The following is a 21,977-nucleotide window of genomic DNA, read 5'->3' on the forward strand; positions in this document are numbered from 1 at the left end:
CGGCCTCTACGTGCGCCCGGCCAAGGGCGTGCCCAAACAGTTCTGGAACATCGGCATCCGCATCGAAGACGACGCGCTGGTCACCGCCAAGGGCTGCGAGCTGATGACGCGCGGCGTGCCGGTGAAGGCCGATGAGATTGAAGCCTTGATGGCTTAAACCGGGCTCAACTGGCGGACCGGGCTGTGGCGCAAACACCCGTTGCATCAACCGCCACGGCGCGCCGGGTCATGCGCCACGAACTCCGGGCTTGCCATCGCGCCAGAGGCGGATGTCAACAATCAACGCAAGCCCTTGGGTTTGTGGCAAGCTTCGGTTTGAGCACGTTTTAGAAGGAGTTTTCAATGACGATGCCCTTAGATGCGCTTGAAGCCGAGGTACTCAGCCTGCCCGCGCAACAACGCTCCCATCTTTTAGACCGCTTGATCAATAGCCTGGAAGCGGACCCGGAGATTCAAAACGCCTGGGCGGCCGAAGCCGAGCGCCGGGACGCTGAGCTTGAGCAAGGCGAGGCGACCGCTTTATCAGGGCAATCCGCGCTGGCCAGGTTGCGCGGCCTTCAGTGACCTATTCGCTCCATCCCGAGGCGGCCAGCGAACTCGAGGATGCCTTCAACTTTTATCGTGAACAAGGCGGCGCCAGATTGGCTTACGCTTTTCTCGCCGAGTTCGAACGTGTCGCTACCCTGCTCGTTTCAAACCCTGACTTTGGTACGCCCAGTAGCGGTGGCCGACGCAGCTTCCCGCTCAGGCGTTTTCCGTATTCCCTGATTTACCGGGCCACAACGGTCGATGTCTGCATCCTCGCTTTGGCCATCAGCACCGTCGGCCGGGTTACTGGCGGGGGCGAATATAGGGACGCGGCGACGTGCGCTTTAAGTCACGGAGCTTCGGCATCCGGATGAAGACGATGCGCGGGTGACGGCCAGGGGCTGCGCGTTGATGACGCGCGGCGTGCCCGATGAGATTGAGGCCTTGATGCGGGGCTGAGGCGCCGCTCGCGGGCTTCCCGTCGCGCCCTCTAAAATCGGGCATGAAACCTTTTATCAGAACCTTCTTTAAAACGCTGCGCATCGTCCTGGGCCCGCTGATGCTGCTCAAGGAAAGGCTGACCCGCCCCACCGGCATCGTTCGCGCGCAGAGCGCCCAGCACAGCACCGACCTGCAGTGTCGGAACCTGGCGCTGTACCAGTACCAGACCTGCCCGTTTTGCATCAAGGTGCGCCAGGAAATCAGCCGCCTGTCGCTTACCATCCAGCGTATTGACGCGCAGCACGAAGGCCGCGACCGGCAGGCCTTGTTGCAGGGCGGCGGGCAGACCAAAGTGTCCTGCCTGAAAATTACCGATGACGGCGGTAACAGTCAGTGGCTTTACGATTCAGAAAAAATTGTGGCTTATCTGCGCGGGCGTTTTGCGAATGCTTGACTGGAAGCCGCGATGCCGCGCGGGGAAATCACTCCTTGGTTGACACGCGCGGCGCGGTCGCAGCGGAACCCAGTCGCCCTTGGTGACTGGGTTGTGGTTTACACCCGGATAGCCCCCTTCAGCGCCGCCAGTGGATGACCGCTATCTCGCCACACCGTGCGGGATCGGGCGCCACGCGCGCTACGGTTTGCGTCCCTCTTTCTTCTTCTCTTCTTCGTTCGCATCCGGGTCGGATTTCGGACCCGACGCGCGCGCCTTGGGCGGCGCTGCGGCAGCCGGTGCCTTGGCCAGGACAGCAGCTTTAGCCGCTTCGGCTTTGGCTGCCTCGGCCTTCGTCGCTTCGGCTTTGGCCGTCGCAGCCATGGCAGCGTCGGCGCGGGCCGCGACCACCTTGTCTGCTTCGGCCTTCGCGGCTTCCGCTTTTGCCCTGCCGGCCTTGGCTGCGTCGGCTCGGGCTGCTTCGGCCTTGGCGGCCTCAACCCTTGCCGTTTCAGCCTTGGCCTCGGCGCTCTTGGCTGCATCGGCTCGGATGGCTTCGGCTTTCGCTGCGTCGGCTTTGGCCGTGGCGGCCTTCGCTGCGTCGGCTCTGGCTGCCTCAGCCTTCACGGCCTCGGCTTTCGACGCCTCGGCCTTTGCTGCATCGGCCCTGGCTTTTTCGGCTTTGGCTTCCTCCGCCTTGCCTGCCTCAGCCCTGGCATTCGAGGCCTTGGTTGCCTCGGCCTTGGCATCGGCCGCCCTGGCCGCGGCGGCCTTGCTGGCGTCTGCCTTCTCTGTTTCGGCTTTCGCCGCTTCCGCCTTGGCCGTGGCGGCCTTCGCTGCGTCGGCTCTGGCTGCATCAGCCTTCATGGCCTCGGCCTTCGACGCGTCGGCTTTTTCGCTATCGGCCCTGGCCTTTTCGGCCTTGGCTTCCTCCGCCTTGCCTGCCTCGGCCTTGGCGCGCGCGGCCTTGCTCGCATCGGTCTTGGCCTCGGCGGCCTTGGCTTCGGCAGCCTTGGCAGCATCGACCTTGGCGGCCGCGGTCTTCGATGCTTCGGCATTGGCTGTCGCGGCCCTGGCAGCATCGGCTCTGGCTGACTCGGCCTTAGCCGTGTCGGCCCTGGCCTTTTCGGCCTTGGCTTCCTCCGCCTTGCCTGCCTCGGCCTTGGCATTCGAGGTCTTGGCCTCGGCGGCCTTGGCTTCGGCGGCCTTGGTGGCCGCGGCCCTGGATTCTTCGGCCTTCAAGGCCTCGGCCTGGGCGATTTTGGCCTTGGCGGCCTCAGCTTTCGCCGCGTCGGCCGTCGTTGCTTCGGCCCTGGCACCCGCGGCCTTGCCCTCATCCGGCTTGCGGGTTTCTCCGGCCGCATCGGCTGTCGCTGCGGCGGCTTTGCGCTCTTGCGGTGACCGGGCGGCCGGAGGCGTCGCCGGCGGCAGCGCGGTTGCCGTCGGCGCTGGGGCCGTGGCCACGACGCTGACCTTGGGCGCCGCTGCGGCCGGCACCGCAGGCTTGAGCTGCGTGCGCTGCGCTTCGTCGATCGGCGTGCCCGGCCTGGCGGCCAGTTGCTGCTGCTGGACGGAAAACGGCACCGGCGCCGGCGGCGGCGCGGTTCGGGCGACAAAGGCGCGTTCACGCACCGGCGGCTTGGTGTCGGCCTCGCGGGCGCCGCCCTGCACGCTTTGCTGGACTGGCGCCACGCTGGCCACGCGCACGACCGGCGCGCTGACAACCGCTTCCCGCGGCAACTGCACCATGGCCTTGGCCACTGGCTGCGACTGCACGAAGGCCTGCGTCGGCACGGCGACCACGGCGCCCGTTACCTGCTGGTTGACATAGACCACGTTGGTGACGTTGGTGGTGGTGTTGACGATGGTCGTGTTGTAGACATTGGTGAGGGTGGTGGGGGCAATCACCGCATTGCTGCGATTGATGTTGTCGAAGTAGCCGCGGCTGACCGGGTAGGCGGGCTGATAGACCTCGCGCGGCGCCAGCGGGAACCAGCCGACCGCGGCAGCCACCGCGCTGCCGACGGTCGCCGCGACCTGGAAGTTCTTGCCGCCGACAAACCCCACCAGCGCCGGCGCATACACCGAGCGCTCGCGCGGTGGACCCGGAACCCAGGCCCACGAGCCGTTGATGTTGGCCCAGCGGCCGTAGTGCGACACGGCATAGCCCCAAGGCGCGTCGTCGACCCAGGTCCAGCCCCAAGGGTCGACCCAGGCCCAATGGCCATCCCGGTAGGGAGTCCAGCCAGAGGCCACGCGCGTCGGCGTCCAGACGTTGCCGTAGTTCGCATCGACCCGCCAGCTTCCATTGGCGTCGAGGTCTTCATAGCCGACGACTTCGCTCGACACATAGCGGGCGGAAACCGATCGGTCGCCGCGGCGGTCGCGCTCGCGGGACCAGCGGTCAAGCTCGTCGTCACGCCGCGTCGCGATGGTCTCGTAGTCGGTCAGGTCGGTGCCGTAGAAACGGTAACCACGTCGCGGATTGACCGTGTACGACGCGCCGTCGCCATACACCTCGGCCACGCCGCTCTGCACCAGGACGGCCGTCGCGTCGTCACCGGGGTCGACCTCGATGCGGTACTCGCCGGAACGGCGCAGCGTGAACGCGAGATTGGGCGTCGCGACTTCCAGGGTCTGCCGCGGTCCCAGGCTGCGCACGCGCACCTTCAACGTGCCCTGTGAAAGCTGCACCTGGGCGATGCGGTCGTCGAGATTGAGCAGGACCATGCTGGTGGACGGGCCCATGCGGATCGCCGCTCCGCCAATCTGCAACTCGGCGCGCGAATTGCTCCCCGTCCACAAGCGATCACCTGTGGTCAGCGGCCGATTGACGGCAGCCCGCACCCAATCGGGCTGACCGGCGGGCGAGAAACTCACCGTGCCGCTAAGGAAGCCCAGGCGAGCCGCGCGCGATGGCGGCTCCGCTGCGGCCAGGCCGCCGAAGGTCAGCAACAGGGCGCCGGCAAGGGTCCACAGCGGACGGCGAAGAGTGGAGGTGTCCATGGGAATGCCTTTCAGAAAGCGCACCGGGTCCGGTGGCACTTGAGCGGCAGTCGAGTCCAGCCATCGTGAACAAACTGCGCAGGGGTAAATCTTCAGTATCCGAATCTTCAGTATCCGAACGCGGGCTTTCTTTCTTGTAAGACCGCACCACGTAGGCACGTCGGATTAGCGCGTGATCGCTTCGCTGGGTTCCGGCTTGCCGGCCACAGGAGTCACGATGAGCACGGCACACGCCCCAAAATCAGGACCCTGGCCAAAGCGCTTTGCGGCGCTGGCCCGGGTGGAAGAGCGGCATGCGTCCCACGACCAGGCGCAGCTCGACATCGTAAACAGCCTGGCCACGGCCTGCGCCATGTGCTGATCATGGGCGCCGGCCTGATTGGCTGCGAATTTTCCAACGACCTGGCGTATGCGGGCTACCGCGTCAGCGTGGTCGACCCCGGCCCCTGGGCGCGCTGCAGCAGGCGCCGGAATGGCTGGGCGTGCGCTTTTATTTCGGCACGGGGCAGGCGGTCAATGCCCTGGCCGCTGCAGCGGTCGCCGAAACTCTTGAGGCGCAGTCGAAACGGGTCGTCCGGCAGGTGCGGCGCGGGGTCGGTCGGCCGCAGGCCGCGTCGCCCGTCTGTGCCCCAAAAAGTCACAAGCGCAATACCTCATTTGCGTAGATTCACTTAGCCGGCCGGGCCGTTTCATCGGCCTACAATCGCCAGACCTTACAAGAACTTGACGGTGGCAAGCACCGTTTTCGCTGGAGACCCCCTGATGCCTACCTCTTCCTCCGCCACGCCCGCCGCCACGCCTGACCACGCCCAGGAAAAACGCATCGAACTGCGCCGCGCCGCACTGGAATACCACGAGTTCCCGACGCCCGGCAAGATCGCCATTGCCGCGACCAAGCAACTGACCAACCAGCGCGACCTGGCGCTGGCCTATTCGCCCGGCGTGGCCGCCCCCTGCGAAGAAATCGTCAAGGACCCGAACGCCGCCTTCAAGTACACCAGCCGCGGCAATCTGGTGGCGGTGGTCACCAACGGCACGGCGGTGCTGGGCCTGGGCGACATCGGCCCGCTGGCCTCCAAGCCGGTGATGGAAGGCAAGGCGGTGCTGTTCAAGAAGTTCGCCGGGGTCGATGTGTTCGACATCGAGATCGACGAGAAGGACCCGGCCCGGCTGGTAGACATCATTGCCTCGCTGGAACCCACCTTCGGCGCCATCAACCTCGAAGACATCAAGGCGCCCGACTGCTTTTATGTCGAGCGCGAGCTGCGCAAGCGCATGAAGATTCCGGTTTTTCATGACGACCAGCACGGCACCGCCATCACCGTGGGCGCGGCGATGCTGAACGCCCTGAAGGTGGTCGGCAAGGACCCGAAACAGGTCAAGCTCGTCACCTCGGGCGCGGGCGCGGCGGCGCTGGCCTGCCTGGGCCTGCTGGTCAAACTCGGCATTGCGCGCGAAAACATTTACGTCACCGACCTGGCCGGCGTGGTCTACGAGGGCCGCACCGAGCTGATGGACGAGGACAAGATCCAGTTTGCGCAAAAGACGGCGGCCCGCAGCTTGAGCGAGATCATCGAGGGCGCCGACATCTTTCTGGGCCTGTCGGCCGGCGGCGTGCTGAAAAAAGAGATGGTCAAAAAGATGGCGGCGCGCCCCATCATCTTTGCGCTGGCCAACCCGAATCCGGAGATCACGCCGGAAGATGTCAAACTGGTGCGCGATGACGCCGTGATCGCGACCGGGCGCACCGACTACCCGAATCAGGTCAACAACGTCCTGTGCTTTCCCTACATTTTTCGCGGCGCGCTGGACGCCGGCGCGTCGACCATCACCATCGAGATGGAAATCGCCGCCGTGCATGCGATTGCCGAGCTGGCGCAGGCCGAGCAGAGCGAAGTGGTGGCGGCCGCCTATGTCGGCGAGCAGTTGGCGTTCGGGCCCGAATACCTGATCCCCAAGCCGTTTGACCCACGCCTGATGATGAAGATCGCGCCAGCGGTGGCCCAGGCCGCCGCCGACAGCGGCGTGGCGCTGCGGCCGATTCAGGACATGAATGCCTACCGCGAGCGCCTGCAGAGCTTTGTCTACGCCTCCGGTACCATGATGAAGCCGATTTTTGCCGCCGCCAAGGCCGCCACTCGCAAACGCGTGGCCTATGCCGAGGGTGAAGAAGAGCGCGTGCTGCGCGCCTGCCAGATCGTGGTCGACGAAGGCCTGGCCCGGCCCACGCTGATTGGCCGCCCGGCCATCATTGCCCAGCGCATTGAAAAGTTTGGCCTGCGCCTGAAGGAAGAGCTCGATTACGACGTGGTCAATGTCGAGCAGGACCACCGTTACCGTGATTTCTGGCAAACCTATCACCGCATGATGGAACGCCATGGCGTGACCGTGCAGATGGCCAAGATCGAGATGCGGCGCCGCCTCACGCTGATCGGCGGCATGCTGCTGCACAAAGGCGACGTGGACGGCCTGATTTGCGGCACTTGGGGCACCACCGCCCACCACCTCGACTACCTGAATCACGTGATTGGCAAGCGCGAAGGCGTCAACACCTTTGCCTGCATGAACGGCTTGCTGCTGCCGGGCCGCCAGGTGTTTTTGCTCGACACCCATGTCAACTACGACCCGACGGCCGAGCAGCTGGCCGAGATCACCACCATGGCGGCCGAGGAAATGATGCGTTTTGGCATCAAGCCCAAGGCCGCCCTGCTGTCGCATTCCAACTTCGGCTCGTCCAACCACCCAAGCGCCCTGAAAATGCGCCGCACGCTGGAGCTGCTGCGCGAAAAGGCGCCCTGGCTCGAAGTGGACGGAGAAATGCACGGCGACATGGCGCTCGATGCCGATGCCCGCGCGCTCCTGATGCCCAACAGCACCCTGGGCGGTGAAGCCAATTTGCTGGTGTCGCCGAATATTGATGCGGCCAATATCTCCTACAACCTGCTCAAAACCGCCGCCGGTGGCAACATTGCCATTGGCCCGGTGCTGCTGGGCGCCAACAAGCCCATGCATATTCTGACCCCCACCGCCACGGTGCGCCGAATTGTCAACATGACAGCCCTCACCGTGGCCGACGCCAACGCGGCCCGCTAAGCCAAAATTAGATAGCTAGCACTAACTCAGCGGGTCGGCAGACCCTGCTCGCCATGCCTAAATTTTCAGCAGGCACTTGCGTTTTTTAGCCAGTTGCGGCAAACTACCTCTCTTGAAATTTAAGGGTTAACCCGAGAAGTCCAACGGTTTCCCCCTGAGTTCAAGAAAGGTATTTTTTTCATGTTGCGCAATGGGATGGGGCGTTGGCGCGCGGCGGGAGTTGCTGCGCTACTGGGGTTGCTGGTCGGTATCAGCGGGTTTGGCCCCGGCACCGCACTCGCCAAAGGGCCGTTAAACAGCCCGGTGCCGGTCGATCCGGCCAGGGCCATCGCGGTGGCCCAGCTGCCCGTTCAGGGGCAAAACATGATGACGCTGATTTACCAGGGTGGGCCGTTCCGGTACGACAAGGACGGCGTGGTGTTTGGCAACCGGGAACGCATACTTCCCGCCCAACATCGCGGTTACTACCGAGAATACACCGTTAAAACGCCAAATGAGCGTAGCCGGGGGGCCCGGCGCATTGTTTGTGGAGGTGTCAAACCCGCCACCCCCGATGCCTGTTATTACACCGATGACCACTATGCGAGTTTTCGCAGAATCGTTCAGTAAATTGAAAAACTGAACCGTGGTTGTTATTTTTAGTGGTTGACTTAAGAGAAAGAGAAGCGGAGATGGATACACCACTTCGTAAGGACAACGAAACGCCCCTGAAAGGCGTGAGGCCCAACATCGTGCAGTCGATACGCGCATTCCGCGTGCCGGACCTGCAGGATGCGGCCACACGCCTGAACCAGCATTTCCTCTACGCCAACCTGGGCAATGCCCAGAGCAAACAGGACATTCTGGACATGATTGCGGCGCAGTACACCTTCCCGGCCCATTTTGGCAAGAACTTCGACGCGCTCTACGACTGCATGACGGACCTGGTGCACAAATCCGGCCCGCAGCCCGGTTTTATCGTGGTGCTGGAGCAGATTCCGGCGCACGCCAAATTTGACAAGGAAGCGCGCGAGCAGCTGCTGGACATCTTCAGGGATGCAGCCGACTACTGGGCGGATCGAAAGATACCGTTCAGATGCTTCTATTCTTTTCTGTAGCCCGCTCCCCAGACATCGGCCAAGGGGATCGGGCGAATCAGGCCCAGCAAGCAGTCACAGAAGGCGAAGAACCCATGCCTACCGACAAACTGGTAGACGTGTCGCCACTGGCCTTGCGCATGAGCAGTCCGTTCAATTCAGGTTACTGGCTCACTGCCGCGTAATCCGCATCCACCCTGAAAAAGCCCGTCTCTGACGGGCTTTTTTTCGTCCAAATCAGGCTCCAGCTCAGGCAGAACAGGCGCAAACAGCTATGATTTTTGTAGCAAGCAAGTTCAGATCGGCGGCGCTGCCGGCAGCGCGGCCACCTGCTGCGCCAGCGCCAGGTACTCGGCCACCGGCACCTCTTCGGCCCGGCGCTGGGTGTCAAACTGCCCGCCAAAGCCGCGCTGTGTCAGCCACTGGCCCAGCGTGTGGCGCAGCAGCTTGCGGCGCTGGCTGAAAGCCACCTGCACCAGTTCGCTGAGCGGCTTGACGGCCAGCGCCACCGGCTCGGCATGCGGCACCATGCGCACCACCGCGCTGTCCACGCGCGGCGGCGGGTCAAAGCTTTGCGGCGGCACAAACAGCACGTTTTCCATCGCATAGCGCCACTGCAGCATGACGCTGAGCCGGCCATAGTCGCTGGTCGCCGGCCGCGCCACCATGCGGTCGATCACTTCTTTTTGCAGCATGAAATGCTGGTCTTCGATGACGTCGACGGCATCGAGCAGGTGAAAAAGAATCGGCGTGGAAATGTTGTAGGGCAGGTTGCCCACGACACGGAGCTTGCCCGGCAGAGCGCCAGCCAGCGCGCGAAAATCCACTTTCAGCACGTCAGACTCCACCACCGTGAGCTGCGGATGGGCGCGCAACTGCCGCGCCAGGTCGCGGTCCAGCTCAATCACGGTCAGGTGCCCCAGGCGCTCGGCCAGCGGCTGCGTCAGCGCCGCCAGGCCGGGGCCGATCTCGACCATGGCCTGTCCCGCCCTGGGGGCAATGGCATCCACGATGCCCTCAATGATGCCGCGGTCGGTCAGGAAATGCTGCCCGAAGCGCTTGCGCGCAATGTGTTTCATGATGCGGCCAAAGCGCCGGACTGCCCCCAACGAAGGCGTGGGGCCTGCGCTTCACACCCGCCGGGGCGGCCCCCAGCGAAAGCGCAAGGCTTGCTCTTCACACCAGCGGGCAGAGAACCACACGCAGCGGGCGAACGTGGGGGTGCTCCCCCCACCAGCCGGGGCCGCGGAACCGGCTTCGCCGGGCCGCAGGCGCAGCACCCCCTCGGGGGGCAGTGCAGTACCCGCAGTGACAAGCGTGGGGGCCCCATCTACTGAGGCGGCTCGCGGTACTCGACATAAGCGCGGCCGCGGATTTCCTGCAGCCACAGGGCATAGGCCTCGTCCTGCTTCTTCTCGCGCAGCACATTGCGCGCGGCTTCGCGCTGTTCGCGTTGCGTCAGCTGGGCGTCGCGCCGCTCCAGCACCTGAATCAGGTGCACGCCAAAGCGCGACACCAGCGGCTCGGAAACCTGGTTGGGCGCCAGCGCGTTCATCGCCTGTTCAAACTCGGGCACAAACATGCCCGGGTTGGCCCAGCCGAGGTCGCCGCCTTCCCTGGCCGAACCGTCTTCGCTGCTATCGCGCGCCAGCGCGGCGAAATCGGCCTGGCCGGCCTGAATGCGCTTCTTGAAGCCGGCGAGCTTTTCGACCGCGGCGGCTTCACTGAGCTGGGGCGTGGTGCGCAGCAGAATGTGGCGCGCATGGGTCTGGCTGATGGTGCTGGCCAGCGCCGGGCCGGCCTGGCGCTTTTCAACCACCTTCAGGATGTGAAAACCGGCCGGGCTGCGGACCGGGCCGGCCAGCGCGCCGATGGGCAGGTTTTTGGTCGCCTCGACAAACAGCGGCGGATAGCGCTCGGCCTCACGCAGGCCCATCTGGCCGCCATTGGCGCGGGTCGGCGAGTCTGAATACTGATTCGACAGGGCCACGAAGTCGCCACCGGCGCGGGCGCGCTCCATGATCTGCTGGGCCTTGGCCTGCAGCACGGCGACCTGCTCGGCCGTCGCCTTCTCGGGCACGGTCACCAGGATCTGGGCCAGGTTGAGGGCCTGCAGCGCTGGCGCAGAAGCCGGCGCCGCCGCGCCGCCACCCGCCTGGCTACGCAGGAACTGCTCGACCTCCTGGTCGCTCACGGTCACCCGCGCCTCGACCTCGCGCTGGCGCAGCCGGGTGACCAGCAGCTCGTCGCGCACATTGGCCTGGAACTGGCTGAAGGCAATGCCGTCGGCCCGCAGGCGGCTGCGCAACTCGTCCACGCTGAGCTGGTTTTGCCGGGCCACCGACTGCACCGCGGTCTCGACCGCGTTGTCGTCGACCCGCACACCGGACTCGCGCGCCAGCTGCAGCTGCAGCTTGTCGCTGATCAGGCGCTCGAGCACCTCGCGCGCCAGCTCGTTGCGCGGCGGCATGGCCGTGCCCTGCTGGGCCAGTTGCTGTTCGGTGCGCAACAGCTTGAGGCGCACCTCGCTGTTGGTGATCGGCTCGGAATTGACCACCGCCACGATGAAGTCGGCCTGGCGCTGCAGCGCCGGTGCGCCGGCCGCGGCGTTGCCGGGCAGACGCAGCGCGCTGGACGGCTTGAGCGTTTGCGCCTGCAACCCCAGCAGGGGTAGCGCCAGCGCCAGCGCGGCGGCCAGCGGCCGCAGCGAAACAAAGGCGGCGAGGAAAGAGGTGTTAGTCATAAGTGGTGAAGCGGCTTGGGCTGACGATTTTCTCACGCAGGAGCTGGTAGCGCGGCACATTGCTTTTGAGGGTCTCCAGCGGGCTGGAGCCGAGGCGCGAAAACCCGACCAGTTCGAGCTGGAACAAAAGCTTGGTGGCCGAGCTGCTCAGGCTGTTTTGGGTGCGCTGCAGCACCACCCGGCCAATCCAGCAGCAACCATCGTACTCAAGACCGACCACGCTATCGACCAGCTTTTTGTCCGTAATGCTGTAGTTCAAGCGCCCGACCGCGTAATAGCGGCCACCGCCCTGGCCCTGTCCGGCGCCCAGGTCTTTGCCCTTGTCACCCCACAGGTCATTGATCGGCCACTGCCAGCCCACGTCCGCCTGGTGGCTGACATCGCGCTGGCGCCGCAGCGCCGCGCTGATGACGCGGTAGTTGCTGGGGTTGTAGCGCACCCCGAAGGAGCTGCGGTCGGACTGCCTGGTCTTGGGGTTGTACTGCAGCGTGCCGTCGAACGACCACTGCGGCACCCAGTTGACCGAGGCGCCGACCAGCAGGTCGCTGATGCGGTCGGTCACCGGCAGCCCGCCCGGCAGGGTCACTTTCTGGTCGTCAAAGCGCAGGCGCTGCGCCACGCCGACCCGCACCGCCTCGGCGCCGGTGGCGGGATCGAGCAGGCGCGAGGTCACGCCCAGCGTCAGCAGATTGGCGTCCGAAATGCGGTCGTTGCCGACAAAGGCGTTTTCGGTAAACACCGTGGCGAAGTTGAAGTCGTTGGCGCCGGAGTCGTAATTGGGCAGCTGGCTTTGGTCGCGGAACGGCGTGCGCACATAAAAGGCCCGCGGCTCCAGCGTCTGGGTAAAACTGCGGCCCAGAAAACTCGCCGCGCGCTCGAACTGCAGCCCGCTGTCCAGGCTGAAGGTGGGCACCACGCGCGAGGCCGACCGGCGGCCATTGGCCAGCGGCGCGTCAAACTGGTAGCCGGTGGCGTGCAGTTGCAGCTTGGGCGTGATGAAGCCGGCCGACGACAGCCAGGGGCGGCTGAGCTGGAGCCGGCTGAAGGCCCGGTTGCTGTTGGGCTGCCCGGTCAGCACGCTGTCGGCCCAAAAGCGCGTGTAGTCACCTTCCACCGACCAGTCGAAACCACTGCCCAGGCCCGCCAGCGGCGCATCGACCCGGGTGTAATTGGCGGTCAGCTGCGGCAGCCGGTCGTAGGGCGGCACGATCGGCGAGCTGATGTCCTGCAGCGTTTGCCATTTCAGGGCCCGCACCGCCGACGAAAAATAGCCCCGGGCCCAGGTCAGGCTGGCATCCTGCGACAGCAAACGCTGGGTCGTGGAACCGGGCAGGACCGCAAAATCACGCCAGTAGTCGTTGTCGCTGACGCGGTTCAAATTCAGGTTGAGCCCCAGGCTGCCCACGGCCGGCAGCCCGGTGTTGACCGTTCCGTTGTGCAGCAGGCTGTAAGACCAGCGGTCGCGGTTGCGCAGTTTGTCGCCCGGCAGGTAGTTGGCGCGCAACTCCCCCTTGTAGGTCGGCTCCAGGTAGCGAAACTCCCCGGCCAGGTCGACGCCGCGCTTGCTCATGAGGGTGGGAGAAAACGTGGCGTCGCGATTCGGCGCAATGTCAAAATAGTAGGGCTGCCTGATTTCCAGGCCATTTTGCGAACCCATGCCCAGCGTGGGTGGCAGCAGGCCTGACTTGCGCTTGTCGCTGAGCGGAAAGCTGAACTTGGGAAAGGCCAGGATCGGCACGTTCTTGAAGCGCACCACCGCGCCGGTGGCCATGCCCACGCCCTGTTCAAAATCAAACTCCATGCGTTTGGCCGTCATCACCCAGGCCGGGTCCCAGCTGGCTTCGTTGTCCCGCTCGCAGGTGGTGTAGGTCGCGCCCTGCGCGGTCATGTGCTTGTCGTCGATGAAATCGACGCGCTCGGCCCGGCCATTGCCGCCGTTGCTCAGAAAGCGGTAGGTCGGCGTGGTGAAAAAACCTTCAAACCGGTCCAGCTTGATTTCCAGCTCGGGGCCTTCAAAGCGGTTGCCGGCGCGGTTGATGCGCACATTGCCACGGCTTTTGAGCTGGTCATCGGGCTGGTAGTACTCGATGCGGTCTGCGCGCAGCGAGGTGGCGCCGCGGCGCAGCTCGGCATCTCCCTCGATCACGGTCTCGAGGTCGGGCCGTCCGCTGATCCGGTCGCCGAACACAAAGGTCGGGCCCTCGTTGCCCGGTGTCGCCGGGGGCGGCTCTTCGGCCAGCCTGGCCGCGCTCTTGAGCCGGGCCGGCGTGTCTGGCGGCGCCGGCGCGTCGGCCGAAAGCGGTTGCGCCTGCCCCGGCCCGACCGCAGCCAGCCCCAGCGTGGCGCACAGCGCCAGGCGGCAGACAGCCTGCGCTATCGGGGAAAGAATAAATGGGGAGCGGGATGCGCGGCGCATCGATTGTGTGAGATAAACCCGTTTGTAAAATCAGCATTGATTATCCATGACCCACCCCGCCGCCCGCACCGGGCCGGGCGGGTGCCGAGCCCGCCGTCCGAACCAAGCCTGAAAACCATGACCGCCTCTCCCATCGCCTGGGCCGACCCGGCACGCGCCAGCGCCTTTGCCCACTGGCTGGCCGCCACCGCGCCGCAACACCGCCTGCAGACCGACAGCCTGCGGCTGGCCTCGGCCGACGCCAGTTTCAGGCGCTACTTTCGGGTCGACGCCAGTCCAGGCACAGAGGGCACGGCGGGCAACGCCAGCTTCATCATCATGGACGCGCCACCGGCCCAGGAAAACTGCCAGCCTTTTGTCCAGGTGGCCGGCCTGATGGCCGGGGCCGGTTTGAGCGCGCCGCGCGTGCTGGCCTGGGACGAGGCGCAGGGCTTCCTGCTGCTCAGCGATCTGGGCGCGCAAACCCTGCTCGAGGTGATCGCGCCGCCCGCCGCGGTTGACGCGCTGGCCCGGCCCACGGCCGCGCACTACGACCTGTACATGGACGCGATCGATGCGCTGGTGCGCTGGCAGCTCGCGTCCAGGCCCGGCGTGCTGCCGCCCTATGACGACGCGCTGCTGTCGCGCGAGCTGGCGCTGTTCCCCGACTGGTATGTGGCGCAGCACCGCCAATTTGCCCTCGACACCAGCCAGCTTGAGACGCTGAACAAGGCGTTTGCGCTGATCAAGGCCAGCAACCTGGAATCGCTGGACGGCGCCCGCGTCTATGTGCACCGCGACTTCATGCCCCGGAATCTAATAGCCCCCACGCTTTTCACTTCGTGTAATACGCTGCCCCCTCAAGGGGCTAATTTTCCTAGGGGCGGCCCGTCGGAAAATTCTCTGGTGTCCGATCATGCCGAGCCGCGGCTAGGCGTCTTGGATTTCCAGGACGCGGTGTATGGCCCCATCACTTACGACATCGCCAGCCTGATGCGCGATGCCTTCCTGAGCTGGGAAGAAGATTTCGTACTCGACGTGACGGTGCGCTACTGGCAAAGGGCGCGCAAGGCCGGCCTGCCGGTGGGCGATGATTTTGGCGAGTTTTACCGGGCGGTCGAATGGATGGGGCTGCAGCGCCACCTCAAGGTGCTGGGCATTTTTGCGCGCCTGACCTTGCGCGACGGCAAGCCCAAGTACCTGGCCGACACGCCGCGCTTTATCCGCTACGCCCGCGCCACCTGCGCCCGCTACCGCCAGCTCGGCCCGCTGATGGTGCTGCTCGACGAGATCGAGGGCAACGAAACCCGCGTGGGTTACACGTTTTGAGATCAAATCCGGCTCCAGCCCAGGCAAAACGTGCATTTGTAGCTATTATTTTAATAGCAACGCATTGGCGGCCTGAAGCGGTACCCACCCCGTGAGCGCCCGTTTCTACGCCGACATGGCGCTGCTGTCCGGCAGCAGCGTCAGCCTGCCCGCGCAGGCCGCGCGCCATGTGCAGGTGCTGCGGCTGCAGCCGGGTGATGCCATCCTGCTCTTCAACGGCCAGGACCATGGCGAGGCCGGCAGCGAAGGCGAGTTCGAAGCGACGGTGCAGCGCATGGGCCGCAGCGAGGTGCAGGTCAGCATAGGCGCCTACACCGCGACCCGGCGCGAGGCCGGCCGCGCCGTGCACCTGGCGCTGGGCATGCCGGCCAACGAGCGCATGGACTGGCTGGTCGAAAAAGCCACCGAACTGGGCGTGGCCAGCATCCAGCCGCTGATCAGCGAGCGCAGCGTGCTGCGCCTCAAGGGCGAGCGCGCCGACAAAAAGCTCGCGCACTGGCGCGGCGTCGCCATGGCCGCCTGTGAGCAATGCGGGCGCAACCGGCTGCCGCTGATTCACGAGGTGATGAACCTCGCTGACTGGCTCAAAAGCAGCGCCGATGCCGCCCCGGCCGGCGCGCGCCTGCTGCTGTCGCTGCAGCCCGGCACGCGGCCGCTGGCCCAGGCCGTGGCCAACAACGGCGCGCTGACCTTTCTGAGCGGCCCCGAAGGCGGCCTGAGCCCGGCCGAAGAGGCCGCCGCCCTGGCCCGCGGTTTTGCGCCGGTCACGCTCGGGCCGCGCGTGCTGCGCGCCGAAACCGCGCCGCTGGCCTGCCTGTCCCTGCTGAGCCTGAGCGCTCCAACCTAGGTCACGCCCATGAACCGCAACCTCTGGCTGCTGGCCATCTGCCAGGGCCTGTTTCTCACCAACAACGTCACCTTCATCGCCATCAATGGCCTGGTGGGCCTGAACCTGGCGCCGCTGGGCTGGATGGCGACCCTGCCGGTGATGGGCTATGTGGTCGGCGGCGCGCTGGCGACCCCGCTGGTGGCGCGCACGCAAAGCCGCTTTGGCCGCCAGGCCTCGTTCCAGCTGGGGCTGGCGGTGGCGGCGCTCTCGGCCCTGCTGTGCTGCTACGCGGCCTACAGCCAAAACTTCTGGCTGCTGGTGGCGGCGACCGTGGTGGCGGGTTATTACAACGCCAATGCGCAGTTGTACCGTTTTGCCGCCGCAGAGCTGGCGGCGCCCGAATTTCGCGAAAAAGCCGTTTCGCTGGTGATGGCCGGCGGGCTGATCGGCGCCGTGGCCGGGCCGAATCTGGCGGCCTACACGCGCAGCCTGACGGCGGTGCCGTTTGCCGGCGCCTACCTGGCGCTGGCCGGCGTGGCGCTGCTGGCCATGGGCTTGCTGGCCTTCATTCGATTCTCGTCGCTCGAAGCAAGCAGCGGCCACGGCCGCCGCGCCGGGCCGCCCCAAGCAAGGCCAGCCCCCTCGGGGGGCAGCGAAGTACACGAAGTGACGAGCGTGGGGGCGCAAGATGGCCGGCCGCTCGGCGTCATCATGCGCCAGCCGGTCTTTATCGTGGCGGCCGCCGCCGGTGCGCTGGGCTATGGCGTGATGAACCTCTTGATGGCCGCCACGCCGATTGCCATGCAGATCTGCAGCCTGCCGTTTTCCGATGTGGCGCTGGTGCTGGAGTGGCATGTGATCGGCATGTTCGCGCCCGGCTTTTTCACCGGCCATTTGATCAAGCGCTACGGCACCCTGCCCATCATGGCGGTGGGGCTGGTGCTCAATGGGCTGTGCGTCGCGATTGCGCTGTCGGGCGTTGATTTCAAACAGTTTCTGGTCGCGCTGTTCCTGCTCGGGCTGGGCTGGAACTTCCTCTTCACCGGCAGCACCACGCTGGCGCTGACGGCTTACCGCCCGGAAGAAAAAGACAAGGCCCAGGGCGCACTCAATTTTTGCGTGTTTGCGGTGCTGGCCGTCTCGTCGCTGGCGTCGGGCGTGCTGGTCACCACCCAGGGCTGGGCGCTGCTAAACCTCGGCTCGCTGCTGCCGCTGGGCCTGACCGCGCTGGGGCTGGGCTGGCTTGCATTGGCGCGGCGCAAAGCCCAGAATCCCTGAGTCAGTGTTTTTGATGTTTATTGTTTGATCCACTTTGGGAGCATGTCATGGGTTTACTTGATTCGGTGTTGGGCGCGGTGATGGGTGGGCAGCAGCCGCAAGACGGGGCCAACGCGATGGGCGGCGGCCTGGGCGGCCTGCTCAGCATGGTCACCAGCAACCCGCAATTGCTGCAGGCCATCACCGGAATGTTGAGCAACGAGGGCGCGCAGGGCGGTTTGGGCGGCCTGGTCGCCAAATTTCAGCAGGCCGGCCTGGGCGACGTGATTGGCTCCTGGGTCGGCAGCGGACAAAACCAGGCGATCTCGGGCGATCAGCTGACCGAGGTGCTGGGTTCCGACGCGATGTCCGGCCTGGCCGCCAAGCTGGGCCTGAGCCAGGGCGAAGCCGCCGGCCAGCTGTCCAGCATCCTGCCCGGCATCATTGACCGCTTCACGCCGCAAGGCCAGGCCCCCGCCGCCGGCCTGGGTGACTCGGGTGAACTGATGGGCATGCTGGACGGCCTGCTGCAAAAAAGCTGAGCCAGGCTCCGCGCCGGCAAGCGCCATCCGGGGGCGCATCATGCTATATTTTTAATAGCACGATGCGCCCTTGATAGTTGGGCTGGCGGCCTGTTTGCCTTAAAACCGGCGGTCCAGCCAGGCTTTCAGCGTGGCAAACACCGGTGCCGCATCGAGCTCGTTGAAAATCTCGTGGTACAGCCCGTCGAAGCACTTGACGGTCAAGGTGCCGGGTTTGACCGCAGGCGCGCTGGCGGCCCGTTCGGCAAAGGCCCGGCTGCCCGCCGGGTTGACGAGCCGGTCGGCGCCGGCATACATCAGCAGGGTCGGCGTGTTCCAGTGCGCGGCGGCGGCAATGGTGGCCGGGCCGGCATCGGCAATGAAGCGGCCCAGGCGCGGCGAAATCCGGTCGTGCACGCGCCGGTCGGCCTGGTATTTCTTGACCACGTTTTCGTCGTGCGACAAAAAGCGCACGTCCAGCCCGTTGCCCACGCACAGATTGGGCGCGAGGTTGGGCATCACCGCCAGCAGCAGCCTTTGCAGGCCGTTGAGCCCGGCATCGAGCGCCGGCGACGACATCACCAGGCCCTCCACCGGGCGAATCTTCAGCGCCACAAAGCGGCTGGCCACCAGCCCGCCCAGGCTGTGGCCCAGCAGGATCAGCGGCAAGGGCAGCGGCGCGCCGTTTGCGGCACGCCGCCGCGGCATGCGCAGGCCGCGCCTGCGGGTGTCGTCCACCACCTCGGCCAAATCGTCGAGCAGGGCCGTCTCATTGGGCAGGGTGCCACGCGCGCCGCCGGATTCGCCGTGGCCGCGCTGGTCGTAGGCCCGCACCGCAAAGCCCCACTGCAGCAGCCGGCTCGCCACATGCTGGTAGCGGTTGGCATGCTCGCCCAGGCCATGCACGATCAGCACCACACCGCGCGGCGGCGGCGCGTCCGGCCCCATTTCGCTGGCCCAGTCGTCAAAAGGCCATTCGTACAGGGCCAGGTTTTCGCCGTCGCGGGCGGTAAAGGGCGCCAAAACAGTAGAGTTCATGCAGGTCCTGACCTTGGCAAGTCATGTAGTTCAAAAAACGTCTGCCAAAAGCAGCGCAAAGCTTAACCCGGCACGCGGGCCATCACCTGGGCCACCGCCGCGGTCAGCTTCTTGGCATAGGGCACATGCAGGAACTCATTGGGGCCGTGGGCATTGCTCTTGGGGCCGAGCACGCCGCAGACCATCATCTGCGCCTTCGGAAAGCCCTGGCTCAGCATACTCATCAGCGGAATCGTGCCGCCCTGGCCGATGGTGCCGCAGGGCGCGCCAAAAAAGGCCTGCGAGGCGTCGTTCAGCGCGCTTTCAAACCACGGCTCGGTGCCGGGTGCGTTCCAGCCGGTGGCGCCGCCGCTGCTTTCAAACGTGACCCTGGCCTGATACGGCGCGTTGTCTTCAAGCAGGGTCTTGAGCTGCTGCACGGCGGCGCTGGCGTCTATCAGCGGCGGAAAGCGCAGCGACAGCTTGAAGGCGGTGTAGGGACGCAGCACATTGCCGGCATCCTGCAGCGCCGGAAAACCGTCGGCGCCGGTCACGCTGAGCGTCGGCCGCCAGGTGCGGTTCAGCAGCGCCTCGACCGGGTCGGTGGTGGTCGGCAGGGCCAGCGCGCTGGCGCCTTCGCAGTCATAGTGCGCCCACGGAAAGCGCTTGTAGATTTCATCGCCCAGAATCTTGGCCGTGGCCTGCGCCTGGGCCAGCCGGTCGGCCGGAATTTCGCAGTGAAAACTCTGCGGCAGCAGGCGGCCGGTCTGGCTGTCTTCGAGCCGGTCCAGCACCTGGCGCATGATGCGAAAGCTCGACGGCACCAGGCCGCTGGCATCGCCCGAATGCACGCCTTCGGTGAGGATTTCCACCTTCAGCACGCCGGCCGCGTTGCCGCGCAGGCTGGTGGTCAGCCAGAGCTGGTCGTAGTTGCCGGCGCCCGAATCGAGGCACACCACCAGTGCCACTTCGCCCAGCCGCTCGCGCAGCGCGTCCACGTAAGGCAGCAGGTCGTAGGAGCCGCTTTCCTCGCAGGTTTCAATCAGGCCGACGATGCGCGGATGCGGCACGTTTTGCGCTTTGAGCGCCTGCACGGCGGCAATGCTGGCGTAAACCGCATAGCCGTCATCGGCGCCGCCGCGGCCATAGAGCTTGCCATCGATGTATTTCGGGGTCCAGGGGCCGAGATCGCTGCGCCAGCCGCTGAACTCGGGCTGCTTGTCGAGGTGGCCATACATCAACACGGTCTGCGTCGAGTCGGCACGCGTCGCGGCAATCTCGAAAAACAGCACCGGCGTGCGGCCCGGCAGGCGCACCACTTCCAGGCTCAAGCCTTCGACTTTTTGCGCCTCGACCCAGCTGGCGGCGTTGCGCATCACGGTGTCGATAAAGCCGTGCTGCGCCCAGTCGCGGTCAAAGGTCGGCGACTTGGCCGGGATTGCGATGTAGTCGGTGATCTGCTGGACGATGTCGCCGTCCCATTTCGCCGAGACCTGCGACAGGGCCTGGGCGGCGTCGAGCATGCTGGCGGGAATTTCACGGTGCAGGGGGGCGTTCATGACAGATCTCCAAGTGTAAAAAGCCGCATTTTTTTCTGCGCAGCAGCTACTGTACGCCACTGGGTAAGCCCTCGGGCTTTCCCCTTGTTGCCATCCACCCCACCGAGCGAGCTTCGCCATGACGCACCCCTCACCCAGGCCTTCACCCACCCCGCCCGCCATCCGCGTCGGCGTGGGCGGCTGGACCTACGAGCCCTGGCGCAACAACTTCTTCCCGCCCGGCCTGCCGCACAGCCGAGAGCTGGCCTGGGCCAGCCGCCAGCTCAGCGCGATTGAAGTCAATGGCACCTACTACGGCACGCTCAAGCCCGCCAGCTTCAAAAAATGGCACGACGAAACGCCGGCCGACTTCGTTTTTTCCCTCAAGGCCTCGCGCTACGCGACCAATCGGCGCGTGCTGGCCGAGGCCGGTGAATCGATCAACCGCTTTGTCGACAGCGGCATCAGCGAACTGCGCCACAAGCTCGGCCCCATCGTCTGGCAGTTCATGCCCGGCAAGGTGTTCGAGGCCGGGGATTTCGAGGCATTTCTGGCCCTGCTGCCAAGCCATGTGGACGGCCTGCCGCTGCGCCATGTGCTGGACGTGCGGCATGAAAGCTTTGCCACGCCCGCCTACCTGGCCCTGGCGCGGCGCCATGGCTGCGTGACGGTGTACACCGACGCCAGCCAGTTTCCGCAAATCACCGACAGCCAGGGCCAGTTTGCCTATCTGCGGCTGATGCGCAGCCAGCCCGGTTTGCCCACCGGCTACCCGCCGGGCGCGCTAGACCAGTGGGCCGACGGCGCCCGCGCCTGGACGGGCGGCAGTACGCCGCGCGAGGTGTTCCTCTATTTCATCAATGGCGCCAAAGAGAGGGCGCCCGCCGCCGCGATGGCGCTGCTGGCCCGCCTCGGCTTCAAGCCAGCCGCTTGATTAAGCGTAGCTGGCCATGGCCTCGCCCAGCCGTATGCCGCGGCCAGGCGCCCAGTCCGGGTTGAAGCGTAGCGGCCCCTTGGGAAACAGCATGACGACGGTGGAGCCGAGCAGAAAGCGGCCCATTTCGTCGCCCTTGTTCAGCGTGATGACCGGCCGTTCGGCGCTGGCAAGCGGCGGGTAATGCCAGTCGCGCACCACCTTGCCGCGCGGCGAGTTGACCACGCCATGCCACACGGTGGCCATGCTGCCGACAATCGTGGCCCCCACCAGGATCAGCACAAACGGGCCGCGCGCCGATTCAAAGACGCACACCACCCGCTCGTTGCGCGCAAACAGGCCGGGCACACCGCGCGCCGTGACCGGATTGACGGAAAACAGCTCGCCCGGCACATGAATCATGCGGCTCAGGCGGCCATCGCAAGGCATGTGGATGCGGTGGTAGTCCTTGGGGCTCAGGTACAGCGTGGCAAAGCTGCCATCCTGAAACTGCGCGGCCAGCGCCGCATCACCGCCCACCATCGCGGTAGTGGAATAACTGTGGCCCTTGGCCTGAAAAATTTGGTCCTGCTCAATCGCCCCAAACTGGCTGATGGCCCCATCGACCGGGCAAATCAGGTCAGCCGCCGCCAGGGGCCGCGCACCGGGCTTGAGGGCGCGGGTGAAAAAATCGTTGAAGGTGGCGTAGTGGGCAATGTCAGCGTCCAGCGCCTCGCCCATGTTGACCTGGTACCTGGCGACAAAGCGCCGAATGATCTCCGTCGTGACCCAGCCCCGCTCACGCCCCGCCACATAACCGGCAAACACCGTCAGCGCCTGCTTGGGAATCAGGTATTG

Annotated in this window: 20 protein-coding genes and 1 pseudogene; 13 read left to right on the forward strand and 8 right to left on the reverse strand. The window is 65.6% G+C overall.

The annotated features are described in order from the left end of the window. The 4 genes and pseudogenes from RMO23_RS02605 to RMO23_RS02615 all read left to right on the forward strand — a co-directional run. Positions 1-157 (forward strand): annotated as a pseudogene (locus RMO23_RS02605) (Xaa-Pro aminopeptidase); the annotation flags it as partial. Positions 158-342: 185 nt separating this feature from the next. After that, positions 343-564 (forward strand): addiction module protein, encoded by a 222-nt coding sequence (locus RMO23_RS02610; protein ID WP_309678541.1) that lies wholly within the window; start codon positions 343-345, stop codon positions 562-564. Beyond that, positions 561-902, forward strand: a complete 342-nt coding sequence (locus tag RMO23_RS19655; protein WP_405041553.1) for a type II toxin-antitoxin system RelE/ParE family toxin — start codon at positions 561-563, stop codon at positions 900-902. The genes RMO23_RS02610 and RMO23_RS19655 overlap by 4 nt, the downstream gene beginning before the upstream one ends. A 128-nt stretch (positions 903-1,030) precedes the next feature. After that, positions 1,031-1,423 (forward strand): glutathione S-transferase N-terminal domain-containing protein, encoded by a 393-nt coding sequence (locus RMO23_RS02615; RefSeq protein ID WP_309678542.1) that lies wholly within the window; start codon positions 1,031-1,033, stop codon positions 1,421-1,423. Positions 1,424-1,603: 180 nt separating this feature from the next. On the opposite strand, the gene RMO23_RS02620 is transcribed toward RMO23_RS02615, so the two are convergent. After that, positions 1,604-4,408: a FecR family protein gene (locus tag RMO23_RS02620; protein ID WP_309678543.1), complete on the reverse strand. Its 2,805-nt coding sequence runs from the start codon at positions 4,406-4,408 to the stop codon at positions 1,604-1,606. A gap of 217 nt (positions 4,409-4,625) precedes the next feature. On the opposite strand from RMO23_RS02620, the gene RMO23_RS02625 reads away from it, so the two are divergent. After that, on the forward strand, positions 4,626-4,769 hold the full coding sequence (locus RMO23_RS02625) for a hypothetical protein (protein ID WP_309678544.1): 144 nt from the start codon (positions 4,626-4,628) through the stop codon (positions 4,767-4,769). 55 nt (positions 4,770-4,824) lie between these two features. Here the strand turns inward: RMO23_RS02625 and RMO23_RS02635 are convergent, their stop codons facing one another. After that, positions 4,825-5,049: a hypothetical protein gene (locus RMO23_RS02635; RefSeq protein ID WP_309678559.1), complete on the reverse strand. Its 225-nt coding sequence runs from the start codon at positions 5,047-5,049 to the stop codon at positions 4,825-4,827. A gap of 121 nt (positions 5,050-5,170) precedes the next feature. Between RMO23_RS02635 and RMO23_RS02640 the strand changes: the two genes are divergently transcribed. The 3 genes from RMO23_RS02640 to RMO23_RS02650 all read left to right on the forward strand — a co-directional run bounded on the left by RMO23_RS02640 (position 5,171) and on the right by RMO23_RS02650 (position 8,598). Beyond that, entirely contained in the window at positions 5,171-7,501 is a 2,331-nt protein-coding gene (locus RMO23_RS02640) for an NADP-dependent malic enzyme (protein ID WP_309678545.1), read from the forward strand. Between the two features lie 180 nt (positions 7,502-7,681). After that, positions 7,682-8,110 carry a ribonuclease domain-containing protein gene (locus RMO23_RS02645; RefSeq protein ID WP_309678546.1) on the forward strand — a complete coding sequence of 143 codons (429 nt, stop codon included), beginning with the start codon at positions 7,682-7,684 and terminating at the stop codon, positions 8,108-8,110. 62 nt (positions 8,111-8,172) lie between these two features. After that, positions 8,173-8,598, forward strand: a complete 426-nt coding sequence (locus RMO23_RS02650; RefSeq protein WP_309678547.1) for a barstar family protein — start codon at positions 8,173-8,175, stop codon at positions 8,596-8,598. A 275-nt stretch (positions 8,599-8,873) separates the two neighbouring features. On the opposite strand, the gene rsmA is transcribed toward RMO23_RS02650, so the two are convergent. From rsmA to RMO23_RS02665, 3 genes are all read right to left on the reverse strand, one after another. Next, the gene (gene rsmA / locus RMO23_RS02655) at positions 8,874-9,656 is read right to left on the reverse strand and encodes a 16S rRNA (adenine(1518)-N(6)/adenine(1519)-N(6))-dimethyltransferase RsmA (protein ID WP_309678548.1); all 783 of its coding nucleotides are present in this window, start codon (positions 9,654-9,656) and stop codon (positions 8,874-8,876) included. Positions 9,657-9,907: 251 nt separating this feature from the next. Then, complete coding sequence (locus RMO23_RS02660) at positions 9,908-11,320, reverse strand: peptidylprolyl isomerase (protein WP_309678549.1); 1,413 nt, start codon at positions 11,318-11,320, stop codon at positions 9,908-9,910. After that, positions 11,313-13,736 (reverse strand): LPS-assembly protein LptD, encoded by a 2,424-nt coding sequence (locus tag RMO23_RS02665; RefSeq protein WP_309678550.1) that lies wholly within the window; start codon positions 13,734-13,736, stop codon positions 11,313-11,315. Before RMO23_RS02665 ends, RMO23_RS02660 begins: the two co-directional genes overlap by 8 nt. A gap of 117 nt (positions 13,737-13,853) precedes the next feature. Here RMO23_RS02665 and RMO23_RS02670 point away from each other — a divergent pair, with 117 nt between their 5' ends. The 4 genes from RMO23_RS02670 (at position 13,854) to RMO23_RS02685 (ending at position 17,672) form a co-directional block, all read left to right on the forward strand. Continuing rightward, the gene (locus RMO23_RS02670) at positions 13,854-15,044 is read left to right on the forward strand and encodes a phosphotransferase (protein WP_309678551.1); all 1,191 of its coding nucleotides are present in this window, start codon (positions 13,854-13,856) and stop codon (positions 15,042-15,044) included. A 91-nt stretch (positions 15,045-15,135) separates the two neighbouring features. Beyond that, positions 15,136-15,891, forward strand: coding sequence for a 16S rRNA (uracil(1498)-N(3))-methyltransferase (locus RMO23_RS02675; RefSeq protein WP_309678552.1), 756 nt, complete (start codon positions 15,136-15,138; stop codon positions 15,889-15,891). 9 nt (positions 15,892-15,900) lie between these two features. Continuing rightward, on the forward strand, positions 15,901-17,151 hold the full coding sequence (locus RMO23_RS02680) for an MFS transporter (protein WP_309678553.1): 1,251 nt from the start codon (positions 15,901-15,903) through the stop codon (positions 17,149-17,151). A gap of 47 nt (positions 17,152-17,198) precedes the next feature. Further along, positions 17,199-17,672, forward strand: coding sequence for a YidB family protein (locus RMO23_RS02685; RefSeq protein ID WP_309678554.1), 474 nt, complete (start codon positions 17,199-17,201; stop codon positions 17,670-17,672). Positions 17,673-17,771: 99 nt separating this feature from the next. On the opposite strand, the gene RMO23_RS02690 is transcribed toward RMO23_RS02685, so the two are convergent. Then, positions 17,772-18,689, reverse strand: a complete 918-nt coding sequence (locus RMO23_RS02690) for an alpha/beta hydrolase (RefSeq protein ID WP_309678555.1) — start codon at positions 18,687-18,689, stop codon at positions 17,772-17,774. Between the two features lie 62 nt (positions 18,690-18,751). Then, the gene (locus RMO23_RS02695; RefSeq protein ID WP_309678556.1) at positions 18,752-20,227 is read right to left on the reverse strand and encodes a M20 family metallopeptidase; all 1,476 of its coding nucleotides are present in this window, start codon (positions 20,225-20,227) and stop codon (positions 18,752-18,754) included. A 118-nt stretch (positions 20,228-20,345) separates the two neighbouring features. Here RMO23_RS02695 and RMO23_RS02700 point away from each other — a divergent pair, with 118 nt between their 5' ends. Continuing rightward, a complete protein-coding gene (locus tag RMO23_RS02700) occupies positions 20,346-21,140 on the forward strand; it encodes a DUF72 domain-containing protein (protein WP_309678557.1) in 795 nt (264 codons plus the stop codon). Here the strand turns inward: RMO23_RS02700 and asd are convergent. Continuing rightward, positions 21,141-21,977 (reverse strand): archaetidylserine decarboxylase (asd, locus tag RMO23_RS02705; RefSeq protein ID WP_309678558.1); only part of this gene is annotated, 837 nt, incomplete at its 5' end. It lies immediately after the preceding gene.

Origin of the sequence: Polaromonas sp. (assembly GCF_031411155.1) — a bacterium.
Classification (GTDB): Bacteria; Pseudomonadota; Gammaproteobacteria; order Burkholderiales; family Burkholderiaceae_C; genus Polaromonas.

Coding starts and splice junctions, on each gene's coding strand:
- RMO23_RS02640 (WP_309678545.1), top strand. CDS start 5,171: ATGCCTACCTCTTCCTCCGCCACGCCCGCCGCCACGCCTGACCACGCC.
- rsmA (WP_309678548.1), bottom strand. CDS start 9,656: ATGAAACACATTGCGCGCAAGCGCTTCGGGCAGCATTTCCTGACCGAC.
- RMO23_RS02625 (WP_309678544.1), top strand. CDS start 4,626: ATGAGCACGGCACACGCCCCAAAATCAGGACCCTGGCCAAAGCGCTTT.
- RMO23_RS02680 (WP_309678553.1), top strand. CDS start 15,901: ATGAACCGCAACCTCTGGCTGCTGGCCATCTGCCAGGGCCTGTTTCTC.
- RMO23_RS02690 (WP_309678555.1), bottom strand. CDS start 18,689: ATGAACTCTACTGTTTTGGCGCCCTTTACCGCCCGCGACGGCGAAAAC.
- RMO23_RS02620 (WP_309678543.1), bottom strand. CDS start 4,408: ATGGACACCTCCACTCTTCGCCGTCCGCTGTGGACCCTTGCCGGCGCC.
- RMO23_RS02700 (WP_309678557.1), top strand. CDS start 20,346: ATGACGCACCCCTCACCCAGGCCTTCACCCACCCCGCCCGCCATCCGC.
- RMO23_RS02660 (WP_309678549.1), bottom strand. CDS start 11,320: ATGACTAACACCTCTTTCCTCGCCGCCTTTGTTTCGCTGCGGCCGCTG.
- RMO23_RS02650 (WP_309678547.1), top strand. CDS start 8,173: ATGGATACACCACTTCGTAAGGACAACGAAACGCCCCTGAAAGGCGTG.
- RMO23_RS02610 (WP_309678541.1), top strand. CDS start 343: ATGACGATGCCCTTAGATGCGCTTGAAGCCGAGGTACTCAGCCTGCCC.
- RMO23_RS02645 (WP_309678546.1), top strand. CDS start 7,682: ATGTTGCGCAATGGGATGGGGCGTTGGCGCGCGGCGGGAGTTGCTGCG.
- RMO23_RS02670 (WP_309678551.1), top strand. CDS start 13,854: ATGACCGCCTCTCCCATCGCCTGGGCCGACCCGGCACGCGCCAGCGCC.
- RMO23_RS02685 (WP_309678554.1), top strand. CDS start 17,199: ATGGGTTTACTTGATTCGGTGTTGGGCGCGGTGATGGGTGGGCAGCAG.
- RMO23_RS02665 (WP_309678550.1), bottom strand. CDS start 13,736: ATGCGCCGCGCATCCCGCTCCCCATTTATTCTTTCCCCGATAGCGCAG.
- RMO23_RS02615 (WP_309678542.1), top strand. CDS start 1,031: ATGAAACCTTTTATCAGAACCTTCTTTAAAACGCTGCGCATCGTCCTG.
- RMO23_RS02695 (WP_309678556.1), bottom strand. CDS start 20,227: ATGAACGCCCCCCTGCACCGTGAAATTCCCGCCAGCATGCTCGACGCC.